At 59.7% G+C, this 14,751-nt stretch carries 18 protein-coding genes; 10 read left to right on the top strand and 8 right to left on the bottom strand.

Annotated elements, in window-relative coordinates; genetic code table 11:
• Window positions 1–152: 152 nt before the first annotated feature.
• The 3 genes from rho to hemE form a co-directional block, all read right to left on the bottom strand.
• Window positions 153–1,418 carry a transcription termination factor Rho gene (gene rho, locus G359_RS02050; protein ID WP_045834775.1) on the bottom strand — a complete coding sequence of 422 codons (1,266 nt, stop codon included), beginning with the start codon at window positions 1,416–1,418 and terminating at the stop codon, window positions 153–155.
• A gap of 202 nt (window positions 1,419–1,620) precedes the next feature.
• Window positions 1,621–2,160, bottom strand: coding sequence for a protoporphyrinogen oxidase HemJ (gene hemJ, locus G359_RS02045; protein WP_045834774.1), 540 nt, complete (start codon window positions 2,158–2,160; stop codon window positions 1,621–1,623).
• Window positions 2,161–2,163: 3 nt separating this feature from the next.
• Window positions 2,164–3,219: a uroporphyrinogen decarboxylase gene (gene hemE, locus G359_RS02040; RefSeq protein ID WP_082072759.1), complete on the bottom strand. Its 1,056-nt coding sequence runs from the start codon at window positions 3,217–3,219 to the stop codon at window positions 2,164–2,166.
• A 452-nt stretch (window positions 3,220–3,671) separates the two neighbouring features.
• On the opposite strand from hemE, the gene G359_RS02035 reads away from it, so the two are divergent.
• The 5 genes from G359_RS02035 to dnaQ are packed head-to-tail and all read left to right on the top strand — an operon-like array spanning window position 3,672 to window position 7,311.
• Window positions 3,672–4,523, top strand: a complete 852-nt coding sequence (locus G359_RS02035; protein ID WP_045834773.1) for a pyruvate, water dikinase regulatory protein — start codon at window positions 3,672–3,674, stop codon at window positions 4,521–4,523.
• Window positions 4,516–5,127 carry a Maf family nucleotide pyrophosphatase gene (locus G359_RS02030; protein ID WP_045834772.1) on the top strand — a complete coding sequence of 204 codons (612 nt, stop codon included), beginning with the start codon at window positions 4,516–4,518 and terminating at the stop codon, window positions 5,125–5,127. The genes G359_RS02035 and G359_RS02030 overlap by 8 nt, the downstream gene beginning before the upstream one ends.
• Complete coding sequence (locus tag G359_RS02025; protein ID WP_045834771.1) at window positions 5,124–5,954, top strand: shikimate dehydrogenase; 831 nt, start codon at window positions 5,124–5,126, stop codon at window positions 5,952–5,954. The genes G359_RS02030 and G359_RS02025 overlap by 4 nt, the downstream gene beginning before the upstream one ends.
• Complete coding sequence (gene coaE / locus G359_RS02020; RefSeq protein ID WP_371198988.1) at window positions 5,951–6,568, top strand: dephospho-CoA kinase; 618 nt, start codon at window positions 5,951–5,953, stop codon at window positions 6,566–6,568. The genes G359_RS02025 and coaE overlap by 4 nt, the downstream gene beginning before the upstream one ends.
• A 26-nt stretch (window positions 6,569–6,594) precedes the next feature.
• A complete protein-coding gene (gene dnaQ, locus G359_RS02015; RefSeq protein WP_045834770.1) occupies window positions 6,595–7,311 on the top strand; it encodes a DNA polymerase III subunit epsilon in 717 nt (238 codons plus the stop codon).
• 47 nt (window positions 7,312–7,358) lie between these two features.
• Here the strand turns inward: dnaQ and secB are convergent, their stop codons facing one another.
• The gene (gene secB, locus G359_RS02010; protein ID WP_052699148.1) at window positions 7,359–7,865 is read right to left on the bottom strand and encodes a protein-export chaperone SecB; all 507 of its coding nucleotides are present in this window, start codon (window positions 7,863–7,865) and stop codon (window positions 7,359–7,361) included.
• Between the two features lie 106 nt (window positions 7,866–7,971).
• Window positions 7,972–8,502 carry an FxsA family protein gene (locus G359_RS02005; protein WP_052699147.1) on the bottom strand — a complete coding sequence of 177 codons (531 nt, stop codon included), beginning with the start codon at window positions 8,500–8,502 and terminating at the stop codon, window positions 7,972–7,974.
• A 282-nt stretch (window positions 8,503–8,784) separates the two neighbouring features.
• Between G359_RS02005 and G359_RS02000 the strand changes: the two genes are divergently transcribed.
• The 3 genes from G359_RS02000 to G359_RS20860 all read left to right on the top strand — a co-directional run bounded on the left by G359_RS02000 (window position 8,785) and on the right by G359_RS20860 (window position 11,544).
• The gene (locus G359_RS02000; RefSeq protein WP_045834769.1) at window positions 8,785–9,540 is read left to right on the top strand and encodes a Tim44/TimA family putative adaptor protein; all 756 of its coding nucleotides are present in this window, start codon (window positions 8,785–8,787) and stop codon (window positions 9,538–9,540) included.
• 223 nt (window positions 9,541–9,763) lie between these two features.
• Complete coding sequence (locus G359_RS01995; RefSeq protein WP_045837538.1) at window positions 9,764–10,903, top strand: murein transglycosylase A; 1,140 nt, start codon at window positions 9,764–9,766, stop codon at window positions 10,901–10,903.
• Window positions 10,900–11,544, top strand: a complete 645-nt coding sequence (locus tag G359_RS20860; RefSeq protein ID WP_052699146.1) for a Smr/MutS family protein — start codon at window positions 10,900–10,902, stop codon at window positions 11,542–11,544. Before G359_RS01995 ends, G359_RS20860 begins: the two co-directional genes overlap by 4 nt.
• On the opposite strand, the gene G359_RS01985 is transcribed toward G359_RS20860, so the two are convergent.
• Both G359_RS01985 and G359_RS01980 read right to left on the bottom strand, forming a co-directional pair.
• Complete coding sequence (locus tag G359_RS01985) at window positions 11,545–12,066, bottom strand: invasion associated locus B family protein (RefSeq protein WP_045834768.1); 522 nt, start codon at window positions 12,064–12,066, stop codon at window positions 11,545–11,547.
• The gene (locus G359_RS01980; protein ID WP_045834767.1) at window positions 12,066–12,572 is read right to left on the bottom strand and encodes an RNA methyltransferase; all 507 of its coding nucleotides are present in this window, start codon (window positions 12,570–12,572) and stop codon (window positions 12,066–12,068) included. The genes G359_RS01985 and G359_RS01980 overlap by 1 nt, the downstream gene beginning before the upstream one ends.
• Before the next feature lie 52 nt (window positions 12,573–12,624).
• On the opposite strand from G359_RS01980, the gene G359_RS01975 reads away from it, so the two are divergent.
• Window positions 12,625–13,605, top strand: coding sequence for an NADPH:quinone oxidoreductase family protein (locus G359_RS01975; protein ID WP_045834766.1), 981 nt, complete (start codon window positions 12,625–12,627; stop codon window positions 13,603–13,605).
• 121 nt (window positions 13,606–13,726) lie between these two features.
• Window positions 13,727–14,161 carry a DUF2865 domain-containing protein gene (locus G359_RS01970; protein ID WP_045834765.1) on the top strand — a complete coding sequence of 145 codons (435 nt, stop codon included), beginning with the start codon at window positions 13,727–13,729 and terminating at the stop codon, window positions 14,159–14,161.
• A 5-nt stretch (window positions 14,162–14,166) separates the two neighbouring features.
• Here the strand turns inward: G359_RS01970 and thpR are convergent, their stop codons facing one another.
• Window positions 14,167–14,739, bottom strand: a complete 573-nt coding sequence (gene thpR, locus G359_RS01965) for an RNA 2',3'-cyclic phosphodiesterase (protein ID WP_045834764.1) — start codon at window positions 14,737–14,739, stop codon at window positions 14,167–14,169.
• Between the last annotated feature and the right edge of the window lie 12 nt (window positions 14,740–14,751).

Raw genomic sequence — 14,751 nt, 5'->3', positions numbered from 1 at the left:
AACGAAGGTGGGTCCCGGGTCTCGCAAGATGGCTCGCCCGGGATGACAGGCCGTAGCCCTCGCTCCACGCGATGCGAGATTGCGAGGCTCTCAGCAACAAAAAAGGCCGCCCTTGCGAGCGGCCTATTTCACGTGAATCTTTTTTCAGTGGATTACGTGTTCATCGACTGGAAGAACTCGCCGTTGGTCTTGGTGGACCGGAGCTTGTCGATCAGGAACTCGATGCCGTCCATCGTGCCCATCGGGTTGAGGATGCGGCGGAGGACGTAGACCTTCTTGAGCTGATCCTTCGGGACGAGCAGATCTTCTTTGCGTGTGCCCGAGCGCGATACGTCGATCGCCGGGAAGACGCGCTTGTCGGAGACCTTGCGGTCCAGAATGATTTCCGAGTTGCCGGTACCCTTGAACTCTTCGAAGATCACTTCGTCCATGCGCGAGCCGGTATCGATGAGCGCCGTCGCGATGATGGTCAGCGAGCCGCCTTCTTCGATGTTGCGGGCTGCACCGAAGAAGCGCTTCGGGCGCTGCAGGGCGTTCGAGTCGACGCCGCCGGTCAGAACCTTGCCGGAAGACGGAACGACCGTGTTGTAGGCACGACCGAGACGCGTGATCGAGTCGAGCAGGATGACGACATCCCTCTTATGCTCAACAAGACGCTTAGCCTTCTCGATGACCATCTCCGACACCTGGACGTGGCGTGACGGCGGCTCGTCGAATGTCGAGGAGATCACCTCGCCTTTGACGTTGCGCTGCATGTCGGTGACTTCTTCCGGCCGCTCGTCGATCAACAGGACGATCAGATAGCATTCCGGATGGTTGGCTGTGATCGAGTGCGCGATGTTCTGCAGAAGCACCGTCTTGCCGGTGCGCGGCGGAGCGACGATCAGGGCACGCTGGCCTTTGCCGAGCGGCGAGACGATGTCGATCACGCGGGACGACAGGTCTTTGATGGTCGGGTCTTCGATTTCGAGCTTCAACCACTGGGTCGGATAAAGCGGCGTCAGGTTGTCGAAGTGGCTCTTGTGCTTGGCCTTCTCTGGGTCTTCGAAGTTGATGTTCGAGACCTTCAGGAGGGCGAAGTAGCGTTCGCCATCTTTCGGCGACCGGATCTGGCCTTCAACGGTGTCACCGGTACGGAGGGCAAAGCGGCGGATCTGCGAGGGCGAGACGTAGATGTCATCGGGGCCCGGCAGATAGTTGGCGTCTGGCGACCTTAGGAAGCCGAAGCCGTCCTGCAGGACTTCAACGACACCGGTCGCGGTAATTTCGGTTTCTTGGGTCGCGAGCTGCTTAAGCGTTGCGAACATTAATTCCTGCTTACGCAGGGTCGAGGCGTTCTCGACACCGGCCTCTTCGGCAAAGGTGACGAGCTCGGCGGGGGATTTCCGCTTCAAATCCTCGAGCTTCATTTGCTTCATTGAAAAAGAACTCCACGGAGCGCCGCATTTGAGCGGCATCGGGTGGTGAGGTGGGATGAATGAGCCTGGCGTGACGGCGACGAGGCGGGCGCCTCGTCATGAACCGGCGGGCGTTGACGCATCAAAACGTCGAAACGTGCCGTCTGCCAAAATCCTATGAGGACTGTTTTTGTTTAGCAGATCGGCTCGGATCTGGAAAGTCTCAAAATGGTTTTACAATCACAAGTATGACAATCCCGATCATCAGCACCGCCGGGACCTCATTGATAATTCGCCAGTGCCGTGCGGGTTTCGTGTTGCGATCTTCACGAAAGGCTCGGGCCGACGCCGAAAGGTACCCATGCAACCCGGAAAGCAGGAGGACGAGCGTAATTTTGGCGTGCAGCCAAGGTGCTGACCAGAAATGGCCTTCGGTCGCGAGCCATAGGCCGAGCACCCAGGCGATGATCATCGACGGTGTCGCGATGATGTTGAGAAGCCGGCTTTCCATCAACTTGAAGTTTTCCGACTGTGCGGAGCCGACGGGCGCCTCGGCGTGATAGACGAAAAGCCGCGGCAGATAGAGCATGGCCGCCATCCACGCGATGATTGCGATGACGTGGAAGGATTTGATCCAGAGATAGGCGTCGGCAGGGAAGATCAGGACGAACGCCGCAGCCAGAATAATGGTCGCCACCAGCGCAATGGCGGCGCGGCGCGCCGGGGAGCCGGCAGAAGGCGAGACTGAGCGAGCGTCCGACATGCTTCAGTTTCCTGTTTCGCGGATCCTATGGACAAGCCGAGCCACATTCTCGGGTGGTGTTTGAGGCACGATGCCGTGCCCGAGATTGAACACGAAGGGCAGGCCCGCCATCGCTTGGCAGATCGCATCGGTGCGGGCATCGAGCGTGTCGCCGCCGGTGACGAGGAGCAGCGGGTCGAGATTTCCCTGCACGACTTTGCCGGTTTTCGCGATCGTTTGCATGACGCTCAGCGGGCAGGATGTATCGCAGCTCACGCCATCGACATTCGTGCCAGCGATGTATTTCTGGAGAAGGGCGGCTGCTCCGCGCGGGAATCCTATGATCGGAACGTTTGGATGGCGGCGCCGGATTTCGGTGACGATGCGCGCCGTTGGAGCAATGACCCAGCGCTCGAATTCGTCTTCGGCGAGGCTACCAGCCCAGCTGTCGAAAATCTGCAGCGCGTTGGCGCCGGCGTCGACTTGGCTCGAGAGATACACGATCGAGGCTTCGGTCAGCAGGTCGATCAGATGCGAAAAACCTTCGCGGTCCCGATAGGCCCAGCTCCGCGCCGCGGCCTGATCGCTCGATCCCCGGCCTTCGGCCATGTACGTCGCAACGGTCCAAGGTGCCCCGCAAAATCCAATCAAAGCCGTTTCGCGCGGCAGCTCTTTGCTGAGCAGTGCGACCGTCTCGCAAACTTTTGCGAACTTGTAGTGGGTGTTCGATAGGGCGAGTCGGCGGAGATCATCAAGCGTCTTGATCGGATCGAGACGCGGACCTTCACCCTCGGCGAAGCGAACGCTTTGGCCGAGCGCGTCTGGCACGACGAGGATGTCGGAAAACAGGATCGCGGCGTCGAAGCCGTAGCGGCGGATCGGCTGCAGCGTCACTTCGGCGGCGAGCTTCGGCGAATAGCACAGGTCGAGGAAGCTTCCGGCATCCGACCGGACCTTGCGATATTCCGGCAAATAGCGGCCGGCTTGGCGCATGAGCCAGACGGGCGGTGGCTGAACCGCATTGCCCGAAAACGGTGTCAGGAAGCGCTTCGGGGGACGGTTGGCGTTCAGGTCACGCAACGGAGTTCTTTCCTTCACTTCAAATCAGATAAAGTTTCTTGAAGCTTATTTTTTTGACTCTTAGGGCAGCGAGGTGTGGGGATCACGAAATCGTCCACAGTCCTTCCACAAGGTTTCAGTCAGCCCGACCGTGTAGCACGAGCGATAGTGCCTGTCGGGCATTGCGCGCAATAGAGGTCTAAGGCGTCCATTAATCAATGGCTTGCGAACGACCTGCAACGACAACCCGGAGGGACGGCTTGTTAAGAACCGCCGGACAGAGGCTGGAGGGGGACAGTTGTCCCATGGGATGGCCGTTTGTCGAACAACATCTTTCCCTTTTGCCCGGATGTGGGTATCGCGGTGGGTGAGCCGACAGTTGTTCTCTCAACCCGAAAGAGGCCCACTGGGTTCGGGGATAACGTCGGGGTTTTGAACAGGCTGCCGCCCGTCAGTCGCAAGAGATCGATGTCATGACGCTGCCAAGCCTGTTTCACATGCACCTTGTTTCCGATGCGACAGGCGAAACATTGGCGGCGATCGCGAAAGCGGCGATCGTGCAGTATCAGAACATTCGCGCCATCGAGCACGTGCATCCGCTGGTGCGGACGCAGCGGCAATTGAAGCGGGTGCTTGCGGACATCGAGGCGGAACCCGGCATCGTGCTCTATACCGTCGTCAACCAGGCTCTTGCGGTCGAGCTCGAGCAGCACTGCCAAAAGCTCAAGATTCCCTGCCTTGCGGTGTTGCGCCCTATCATGCAGGTGTTCGAGAGCTATCTCGGCGCGCCGCAAACGCCGACGGTTGCGGGTCAGCACGTGCTCGATGCCGATTACTTCCGGCGCATCGACGCGATGAATTTCACGATGGCGCACGATGACGGCCGGTTGCCGGACAATCTCAGCGACGCCGATATCATCTTGCTCGGAATCTCGCGCACCTCGAAGACGCCGACGTCTCTTTATCTTGCGCAGCGCGGGTACAAGACAACGAATCTGCCGCTCGTGCCGCAGGTGAAACTACCGGAACAATTGTTCCGGCAGCACACGGCATTTGTCGTGTGTTTGATTGCAAATGTCGATCGGATCGCCGACGTGCGGCGCAATCGCGCGATCCTGATGGCCGATCGCGATCTCGAAACCTATGTCGATCGTGATACGATATCCGCCGAAATCGCCTATACGCGGAAGATCGCCGCCCAATACGGATGGCCGATCATCGATGTGACGCGGCGATCCATCGAAGAATCTGCAACGATGATCTTGAAGCTACTGAACGACCGCAAGGCGGGGTCAAAACCGGAGACGGACCCAGCCAATGTCTGACGCAAGCCGGTTGATACTCGCCTCGGGGAGTGCGGCGCGCCGTTCGTTGCTCGAAGCCGCAGGACTGATATTCGAGGTCATTCCCGCGGACATCGACGAAACCGCCATTCGTGATGCAATTCTCGAAAAAACGTCCGGCGCGGAAGCGGGCGATGTTGCGAGTGTGCTGGCGGCGGAAAAAGCGCGTGTCGTCTCCGTTGCGCATCCCGACGCTCTCGTCATCGGCGCAGATCAGGTCTTGGCGCTGGGCGGTAAGATCTTTGGAAAACCGGGTAGCTGGGCCGAAGCGCGTGAACATCTCGTCATGCTGCGCGGGCGGACTCATGATCTCGTTTCCGCTGTTGCAATCGCGCAGGGCGGCAACGTGCATTGGCAAACGACATCGACGGCCGGAATGACGATGCGGGATTATTCCGACGAATTTATCGGCGCTTATCTCGAACGGGTAGGCGATCGTATTCTTGGATGCGTTGGATGCTATGAACTCGAAGCTTTGGGCGTGCAGCTTTTCGAGCGGATCGAGGGCGACTATTTCACGATCCTCGGAATTCCCCTGTTGCCGCTTCTCTCGCGCCTTCGCGAAGAACAGATGATCTCAGCATGAAGCGTGCCTGTGTCATTGGTTGGCCGATCGCGCAATCGCGCTCGCCTCTCATCCATCAATTCTGGCTGCGCAAGTATGGGATCGAGGGGACCTATACAAAAGAGCCGGTTCGGCCTGAGGATCTGAAGTCGTTTCTCGGATCGTTGAAAGAGCGCGGGTTCGTGGGCTGCAACGTAACGGTGCCGCACAAAGAAGCGGCATTTTCGATTGCGGAGATTCGATCTTCTTCCGCGATTGCGGTCGGGGCTGCAAACACGCTTTGGCTTGAGGGCGACGCACTCGCCTGCACAAACACCGATTCCTATGGCTTCATGGCCAATCTCGATCAGTCGGCGCCGCATTGGCGGACGACGCCAGGTCCGATTATGATTCTTGGCGCTGGCGGATCGGCCCGCGCGGTGATCCATGGATTTCTGGAAGCCGGCCGCGACGACATTCGCGTCTTCAACAGGACGATCGAGCGGGCAGAGGAGACTGCGCGTCACTTCGGCGCGCGTGTCTCGGCTTCGTCGTGGGATACTCGTAATGATCATACTGCTGAGGTTTCTGTCGTCGTCAATACGACGACGCTGGGGATGAATGGCGTTGGGGATCCGAACATCGATTTCTCGAGGGCACGCAAAGAGGCGGTTGTGGCCGACATTGTTTACGTCCCGTTGGAAACTCCGTTGTTAGCCTCGGCTCGCAGATATGGGCTCACCTGCGTGGATGGACTTGGGATGCTGCTACACCAAGCCGTTCCGGGCTTCGAGACGTGGTTTGGGGTTCGGCCCGAGGTCACGCCAGAGCTCTACAATCTCATTGCAGAGAACATTCGCGAGGCATGATGCTTGTCGTTGGTTTGACCGGGTCGATCGGTATGGGAAAATCGACCGCGGCGGCGCGGTTCCGTGAGCGCGGCATTGCCGTTTTCGATGCGGACGCGGAAGTTCACCGCCTTTATACCGGGCCGCTGAATGACGAGATCGAACGGGCTTTTCCCGGATCGGTCGTTGGTCAAACGGTCGATCGCGGCAAGCTCGCCGAGCAACTTCTCGCTAATCCCAATCGCTTCCAAGACCTCGAAGCCATCGTGCATCCTCATGTCCATCAGGCGGAGCGCCGGTTTCTCCAAGAGGAGAAGGCGCACGGCGCGGCGATGGCGGTTCTCGAAATTCCGCTCTTCTTTGAGCGCGGGCGCGACGAATACGTTGATGCGATCGTCGTCGTCACGGCGTCGCCTGAGCTTCAGCGCGAGCGGGTGCTGGCGCGCGCTGGCATGACGGACGCCAAATTCGAGGCGGTGGTCGCGCGGCAGCTTCCGGAAGACGAAAAGCAATCGCGTGCCGATTTCGTTGTGGACACCAACGGATCGGTCGAAAACTGCAACAGCCAAATCGACCGTATCATCACTAAGCTCCTCCCCCTCAGCGCCACCGCTTACGATAAGTTCTGGCGCTAAGTTGTCCTCTGGGGGAAGCGACCTGAATGCGTGAAATCGTACTCGATACCGAAACGACGGGTCTTGATCCGAAGAAGGGTCACCGCCTGATCGAAATCGGCGGCATCGAAATGGTCAATCGCATTCCGACGGGCAAAGAGTTTCACCGTTTCATTAATCCCCAGCGCGACGTTCCTCGCGAAGCTCAAGAGATCCACGGGATCGCGACGGAGTTTCTTTACGACAAGCCGCTGTTCCGCGATGTCGTGCGGGAATTTCTGGCCTTCGTCGGCGATGACGTTCTGGTCATTCATAATGCCCAGTTCGACATCATGTTCTTGAATTACGAGTTGGGTCTCGTCGGCGAGAAACCGCTGAGCTTCGATCGCGTGGTCGATACGCTTGCTATTGCGCGGCGCCGGCATCCGGCCGGTCCCAATACACTAGACGCGCTTTGCAAGCGCTATTCGATCGACAATTCCCAGCGCACGAAGCACGGCGCGCTCGTGGACAGTTTGCTTCTCGCGGAAGTTTACGTCGAGCTGCTCGGCGAGCGGCAAGCCGCATTCGGTCTGCAGTCGTCAAGCGCCAATGCATCGGCCAGCCAGCGTGGCGGCGCGCGGCGCGGTGCGGCTATGGTTCGGCCCGAGCCGCTTGCTGCTCGGATCGGGCAAGCGGATATCGACGCTCACCGTTCGTTCGTCGAGAAAATGAAGACGTCAGCGCTGTGGCTGCGCTTCTGGGGTGAAACACCGGCGACTTGAAAATCGCCGGCGTCACTTAATTCGAGACGGTTTCTCAGGTCAGGTGCTCAGGCGAGGGCTTTGCCCGATCCCTGGCCTTGCTGCTGCTGGCGGCGAACATAAAGCCCACCAAAGTCGATCGGATCGAGGAGCAGCGGCGGGAAGCCGCCCTCGCGCGTGATGTCGGCGACCAGGCGGCGCAGGAACGGAAAGATCATGGCCGGTCCGGAAATCAGCAGGAACGGCTCGAGCGCGCCTTCCGGCATCTTTTCGATTTTCAAGAGGCCCGCGTAGACGGTTTCCAGCACATAGATCGTGCCGATGTTGTTCGTCGCGGTTGCTTTGAATTCGATTGCGGACTCGTAGAGATCATTTTCGATCTTCCGGGCGCCGACGTTGACTTCGACCTTCAGGGTCGGCTGGTCGCCAGCACCCGTAATCAGCTTGTGGACGTTCGGATTTTCGAACGAGAGGTCCTTGATGTACTGATTAACGATCTTGGCCTGAATGGGGTTTTGGCCCAGCTGTTCTTCCGTTGCGCCAGCGCCGTTTCCATTCGTTCCGTGCTCGGCCATCGTACCCTCTTCAAGCTTGAATTTTCGCGAAATAGAGCGCGGTCGCTAGCACGGCGTTCCGGGACGCGCAATGGAGAGACGGGGCTCGATCACGCGCAATTCAATGTCAGGAGCGCGATCGTCTGGGCTGAACCGCTTTCCCCTGATGTAACGGCCTTTCGCTGACGCGTTCGTACTCGCCTTCGATGACAATACCATCGTCGTCGACAGGGGTTTCTCCGGTGCTGGCGCGGAAGGTCTCGCGGCTGACTTCAGCCTGATAGTGGAACAGCGTGACGAGTTTCAAAAGTCCGGTTCGAATGACGAGATGACGGATTTGGGGAACGAGCAGGAACAGTCCGAGCAGATCCGAGATTACTCCGGGAAAAATCAGCAGCAGACCGGCCAGCACCTGCAAGAAACCGTCGAAGAGCGGGGGGAAGCCTTCGCGTTCCGTTCCCAATCGCGATAGGGCGCGCTCGAAAACGGAGAGGCCCACCCGGCGGATGACATAGGTTCCCAAGATGGCGGTGCCGATGATGATCAGAGCGAGCCACCAGATGCCGATCACCTGTCCGAGGCGGATCAGCAGCCCGATTTCGAGCAGCGGCAGGGCCGCGAACGCCAGTAGCATGGCGATTTTAAAGGGTTGAGACATAAGGGCTCGCAAAGCTGTTGCGGCACCTTAGCGCGGATGCACGGCTGCGGCCAACGACCATCGGGAAGCAGGCCGGAGCGATCAACGATATTCACATGGCGCGCCCTAAAAATCGCTCATCCTGGCCAGCGGCGACAGGCGGCAGACGCAGAAGACGTTAGGTGTTATAGAGGTTTCATCTTCAAATAGCCCGTCCGCGCCCTTAGATAGGATGCTACGGTGGCGGGCAATCATGCAAAAGCCTATTGGCATCCTGTTCACCCGGAGGCGCTGACCTTAAGAATGAACGGTCAATTCGATCTTATTACCCTGATTGCCATCGTCGTGGCGGTTGCAGCGATCATCAAGCTCCGCAGCGTGCTTGGTCATCGTACCGACGACGATGAGCAGCGTGTTGAGCGCCTGAAAACGCGTGAGCGGGAAGCGGGGCAGCGCCCTGCCGCTGAAACGGCCTCTGCCGACGTCATCACAATGCCGCGCCGTGACCGGGAACCGTTGGCGCCTGCCCCTGCGGCTGAAACCGCATCTACGAATGTCGAGGCGCGGATCCGGGCCTATCCCGTTTCAGATCCGGCTGTCACCACAGGCTTTCTCGATATTGCCAAGGTCGATTCGACGTTCGATCCCGACGCCTTCCTGGCTGGCGCCGGCAGGGCTTATGAGATGATCGTGTCGGCGTTCGCCGAGGGCAATCGCAAGTCCTTGAAAGACCTCTTGAGCAAAGAGGTCTATGACGGCTTCACGGCCGCTATCGCAGAGCGGGAAGCTCGCGGCGAGACGGTCGAGCAGCAGTTCGTCGGCATCCGGAAAGCGGATATCGTCGAGGCAGAGCTGAAGAATGGCGTAGCTTCGGTGACAGTGCGTTTCCTCAGCGAGCTCATCTCGGCAACCCGCGACAAGGCGGGCGAGGTTATTGCGGGCGATGCGCAAAAGATAAAAGACGTGACCGATATCTGGACGTTCAGCCGCGATATCTCGAACGCCAAGGCGCGCAGCAACCTGAACTGGCGATTGGTTGCAACGCAGGCGCCGAATTAAGAAGAGATTAACAAGCGCGATGTGACCGTGTCGGTGCGAATGCTGCCAGATACGGACGACCGTAATGCGTGGGTCAGGCATCTTACGGGCTCCTGGCCCAGAATCTTTGAATGCTGCTCGTTTCGGAGCGCTGGTGTTCTGTCTCGCGGCGATGCAAATTATCGATGGTCCAGCATTCGCCGCGACGTCGTCAGATAACCCTCAGAGCAAAGCTTCGCCCGAAATGACTCCGAGCTCGATTTCCTTCGAGCCCATATCGTTCGACGATCTTCCGGGTTGGCGGGATGACGATCATCTGGCTGCCTGGAAGGCGTTTCTGGCTTCGTGCGGGCCGACTTTGAGGTCCGGGCCGAAGGATGCGAAGCCCGGCAGTGCGGGATCCCCAAAAGAGCTTCTCCACATCTGCGCGCGGGCGGTTGAACTATCAAAGTCGAACGCTCCGCAAACTTCAGAGGGTGCGCGGTCCTTTTTCGAGGCGCATTTTCAGCCGAACCGGGTTGTTGGAAGCGATCATCCGGGTTTGCTGACCGGCTACTATGAACCCGTGATCAAGGGATCGCGGACGCCGGACGAAACGTTCAAGGTGCCGATCTATCGGCGCCCCCGGGACCTCGTGAACATGGTTCCTGAAAGCGAGCGAGGAGCGAAGTCGGCGCACCTTACACACAAACGTAAAACCGACCGGGGTCTCGAGCCTCATCTGACGCGGGCCGAGATCGAGGAGGGCGGACTTTTTGGCCTCGGCCTCGAACTTTTCTATCTCAAGGATCCGGTCGATGCCTTCTTCATGCAGGTGCAGGGATCTGGCCGCATCGAGCTTCCCAACGGCGACAAAGTTCGGATTACCTACGACGGCAAAAACGGTTATCCCTATACCTCGATCGGGCGGGTGTTGATCGATGATGGTCATCTGACGGCGGACGAAATGTCGCTGAAGACTCTGAAGAAATGGCTGAAGACCGATAAAGACCGGGCGAAACCGGTGATGCGGAAAAATCAGTCGTACGTCTTCTTCAAAGAGCTGTCGGGGCAAGAGGCCAAAGCGCCGGTCGGCGTCAACAGCATTCCGCTGCAGCCACTCAGAAGTCTCGCTGTCGACACGACTTATTACGCGATCGGCACGCCGATCTATGTCGATGCTCCGCAAATCAAGCACGCCACGGCGTCGGGGGAATTTCGCCGGCTGATGATCGCGCATGACGTCGGCTCTGCGATCAAGGGATCGGAGCGCGGCGACATATTTTTCGGTTCCGGCGATAAGGCCGGACGGCTTGCGGGCGTCACGAAGCAACCCGGCCACCTCTACGCGCTGTTACCTCTCGATCGCTCTCACGCGCATAAGACTGCGAGCGATGGACCGTGAAGAAACAACACGGCCACGGGGGTGGCAAAGGCCGGCGCCCAATCGAGGACAGCGATCTCGATCACGAAATCTGGCGACACGCCGCGGCAACCATCGAGCCCTTGAAACGCGCCAAGCCTCGCTTCCATCCGGCGAGCGATGCGGTCAAGGCGGGTGTTCCGAGGCCGAAGCCTTCGGCTGAACCGGAAAAGCCGCCGGTTAAGTCTCGGGCTGCGCAGGCGCATCATCCTGAAGTTTCGCCTCCGAAGCCTACGTCAGCGAAAACACCGGAGCTTCAGCTCTTCGATCGCAACAGCGTGCGAAAATTGCGCGGTGGCCGCGCGGAAATCGAAGCCCGCGTCGATCTTCACGGCATGCGCCAGGACGAGGCCCATGCGGCGCTTCGCAGTTTCCTTTTCAGCTGCCATCGGCGCGGCCTGCGGTTCGTTCTCGTCATCACCGGCAAGGGGAAGACGAGCAGCAAATCACCTTCGGAGGAGGGTTACGGCGAACGGGAGCGCGGTGTTCTCAAGCGGAACGTCCCGCGTTGGCTCGATGAACCGGAATTGCGCTCGGTCGTCGTCAGTTTCACGGTCGCTGCCATTCAGCACGGCGGCGAAGGCGCGATGTACGTTCATCTGCGCTCGAAGAACCGGCTGTGATTAGAAGCAGGTTTCCTGAAGCTTCTGCAGCGCCTGTCCGATGCCGTTCAGCGAATAGGTGTCGGTGACGTTGGCGCCGCGATCGGAGGCGATTGCGATGGTCAGCACGCTGCCTTTCCGCATGGCCTCGACGAGCTTCAGCTCTTGGGTTGAATCGGTGACGTAGGCGCGGTCGCTCGCGCCAAAAAGTTTGAAGCCGGATGGGCTCACCGTGGCGGTGCCTTGCGCATTCTTTTTGATGCGATAACCCATGAGAAAGCTGACTTCGGCCCGAATGCCATCTTTGGGCCACGCGGAAATATAGGCGCGCGGTGCTTCGCGAGGCGCGTCCTGCGGCTCGCTCGTTTTCGGCTCACTCGTCACGAAGCAGAAGAGGTGCGGGTCGTTGGCGTCGGCCATTAGAGACCAGTCGCCATAAGTATTCACGCGGGTCACCGACTCGGCGGCCAGCGCTGGGCTCCACTCGGCGAGAACAAGAGAAAGAGCCCCAAACAAAATGTTCCGCACATTCTGCTTCCCCATCAAGGTCCCCCCTCGCCGATCGGGCGATCGGCGAACCGTGCCAAGCTCTTGATGCGATCGTACATCACGATTGCGCCGGCCATCGCAACATTGACGCAAAAGGACGTCGGGATCTTGACGACGTAGTCGCAGCGCTCGATCAGCGGCTCGGAGAGAGATCCAAGCTCGGGTCCGAGCACATAGGCCGCTCGCAACGGATGGCGGAAGCTCGGCAGGTCGATTGCGTCGTCGAGAAGCTCGATGCCGACGAGCTTGCAGCCGCCGGGAAGCGCCATATCGTCAAGCGTGGCCCAATTGTAGTGCGGCAGGTGCAACTGACTCTTCGACGTATCGGCGTGGGCCTCCATGGCCTTATAGGTGGCGCCGACGGTGAACGTGAAGCTCGCGCCGAAGGCGTGTGCGGAGCGCATCAGGTTACCGAGGTTGAGCGACTTCGACATGCGCTCTGCGCCGATAGCGAAATAGCCCTTCGGGTGCGGCGGCCATGTGGTCGCTTTTCTTGACATTGTGTTCTGCTCGTGTGTGTCAGAGGGTTATGCAGCGAGTGGGACGTCACACATGAAGGCAGCTCTTTGCAAGAGCCTTGACGGAGCAAAAAGCCTCGTCGTCGAAACGGTAGCGGAACCGGCTCCGGGGCCCGGGCAGGCGATCGTCCGGGTGGCAGCGGTTGGGCTCAATTTTGCCGATACCCTGATCACGCGCGGCAAATACCAGTTCAAGCCGGACTTGCCGTTTTCGCCTGGCGCGGAGATTGCGGGCTTCGTCGAGAGCGTTGGCGGGGACGTGGGCGACATCGCGCCGGGTCAAGCCGTGATGGCGTACGTGAACTGGGGCGGCGCGGCGGAGAAGATTGCCGTCGACGCGGAGAAGCTCATCCCCCTTTCCGGCGACGTGCCGATGACGATCGCAGCGGGCCTCTCGGTGACCTACGGCACGGCGATGCACGGGCTTGCCGATCGCGGCCGCCTTAAGCCCGGTGAGACGGTCGTCGTCACGGGTGCGGCCGGAGGCGCTGGGCAAGCCGCCGTCGAGATCGCGAAACTGATGGGCGCTCGGGTAATCGCGGTCGTGTCTTCGGAGGAAAAGGGCGCTGTCGCCAAAGCGGCGGGCGCCGACGACGTGATTTTGTTCCCCGGGTCCGATCTCAAGGCTGAGGTCAGGGCGTTTACCAACGGGGCCGGCGCCGACGTCGTTTACGACTGCATTGGCGGGGAGGCATCCGAACCTCTGGTGCGGGCGCTCAACTGGCAAGGGCGCTTTCTGGTGATCGGATTTGCGGCGGGCGAAATTCCGAAAATTCCGCTCAATCTGCTTTTGCTCAAGGGCGCCGAAATTGCGGGTGTGTTCTGGGGCGAGGCGGTGCGGCGTGATCCTGCCGCGCATCGCCGCAATATGCTGCAGGTCGTGAACTGGGTTCGCGAAGGCCGCTTACAACCCCGGACTCATGCCATCTATCCGCTCGAACGCATCAGCGATGCGCTGGGTGTTCTGGAGCGGCGTGAGGCGACCGGTAAGATCGTGTTGACGATAGCTTCATAAGCGCGCCCGGGCTACCCATTCGGCTCAGCAAACGCGAAGATTTTTTTGGCCGTCGCGCGCATGGTGCCGGCGATATTTGCCCGCGGCGGGGTAGCCCGAGCGGCGCCAATCGAGTTTTCGTATGCTCATTTTTTCGTGCGTGCGGCGAGGCATTTTGCTCGTTGCCATTCTTTGCATCATCGGTGGCGAGGCGTTGGCACTCGACAACGGCGCTCCTTACACGACGATGTGCGTCCGAAGTTGCGATGGTTTCTACTTTCCGATTCACCAGAACCAGCGTCCGGCGAATTTTTCGCGCGATGCTCAAACGTGTGCATCGGCGTGCGGGTCGGAGGCGCGACTTTTTTATTTTCCGCTCTATGGCGGCAATCCCGGGACGATGATCGATCTCGCCGGGCACAGGTATGCCGATGAGCCTCATGCGTTCGAATTCCAGCGCGCGATCGTCCAGGGATGCGCTTGCAAACCGGCACCTTGGTCGCGCGAAGCAGCGGCGCGGCATCAGAAATATTCAGCCAAGGCGTCCGAAGCGCGATCGCAGAAGGCGGTTCGCTAGGCTTGCTACCAGCTCGCTTCATTGTCGTCGGCGAGGAATCCCAATCCACGCATCGGAAAGCGGTCTTCGATCCCATAGGGACCGCCGCCGATGCCGGGCCGCGACGACATCAACAGCGTTCGCGTGACAAAGAACGGCTCGGATCGGTAGCCGCCGTAAAGCGAAAGAAATCGCGCGACCACATCGGCATTCGAGTGCTTCAACCTCGCGAGCGTGACGTGTGGTTTGAACGGACGCGTATCGGGCGGCAGGCCCGCGTTGCGCGCCGCTTTCTCGTGTGTCCGCGCCAATTCCTCAAGCTCGGGGCGAGGTTCAACGGCGGCGAAAATCGAACGAGGATCATCGCCGCCGAATGCGCCGAGGCCCGAGAGGCGAATTTCGAATCCGTCGGGTTCGATCATGGCGAGGTTTGCTGTGAACTCGCGCGCTAGCGCATTGTCGATATCGCCGCCGAACCTCAGCGTGATGTGATAGCTCTCGGGCAACAGCCAGCGCGCGCCGGGCAGCGGCACACGAAGGCGATGAAGCTCTTCGCGGATATCATCCGGTAACTCGATGGCGGTGAACAAGCGGGGCATCGGAATGTCCTT

It is taken from the genome of Hyphomicrobium sp. 99 (assembly GCF_000384335.2).
GTDB lineage: Bacteria > Pseudomonadota > Alphaproteobacteria > Rhizobiales > Hyphomicrobiaceae > Hyphomicrobium_B.
The sequence above is the reverse complement of the archived record's forward strand: the minus strand, read 5'-3'. Positions and strand labels throughout refer to the sequence as shown.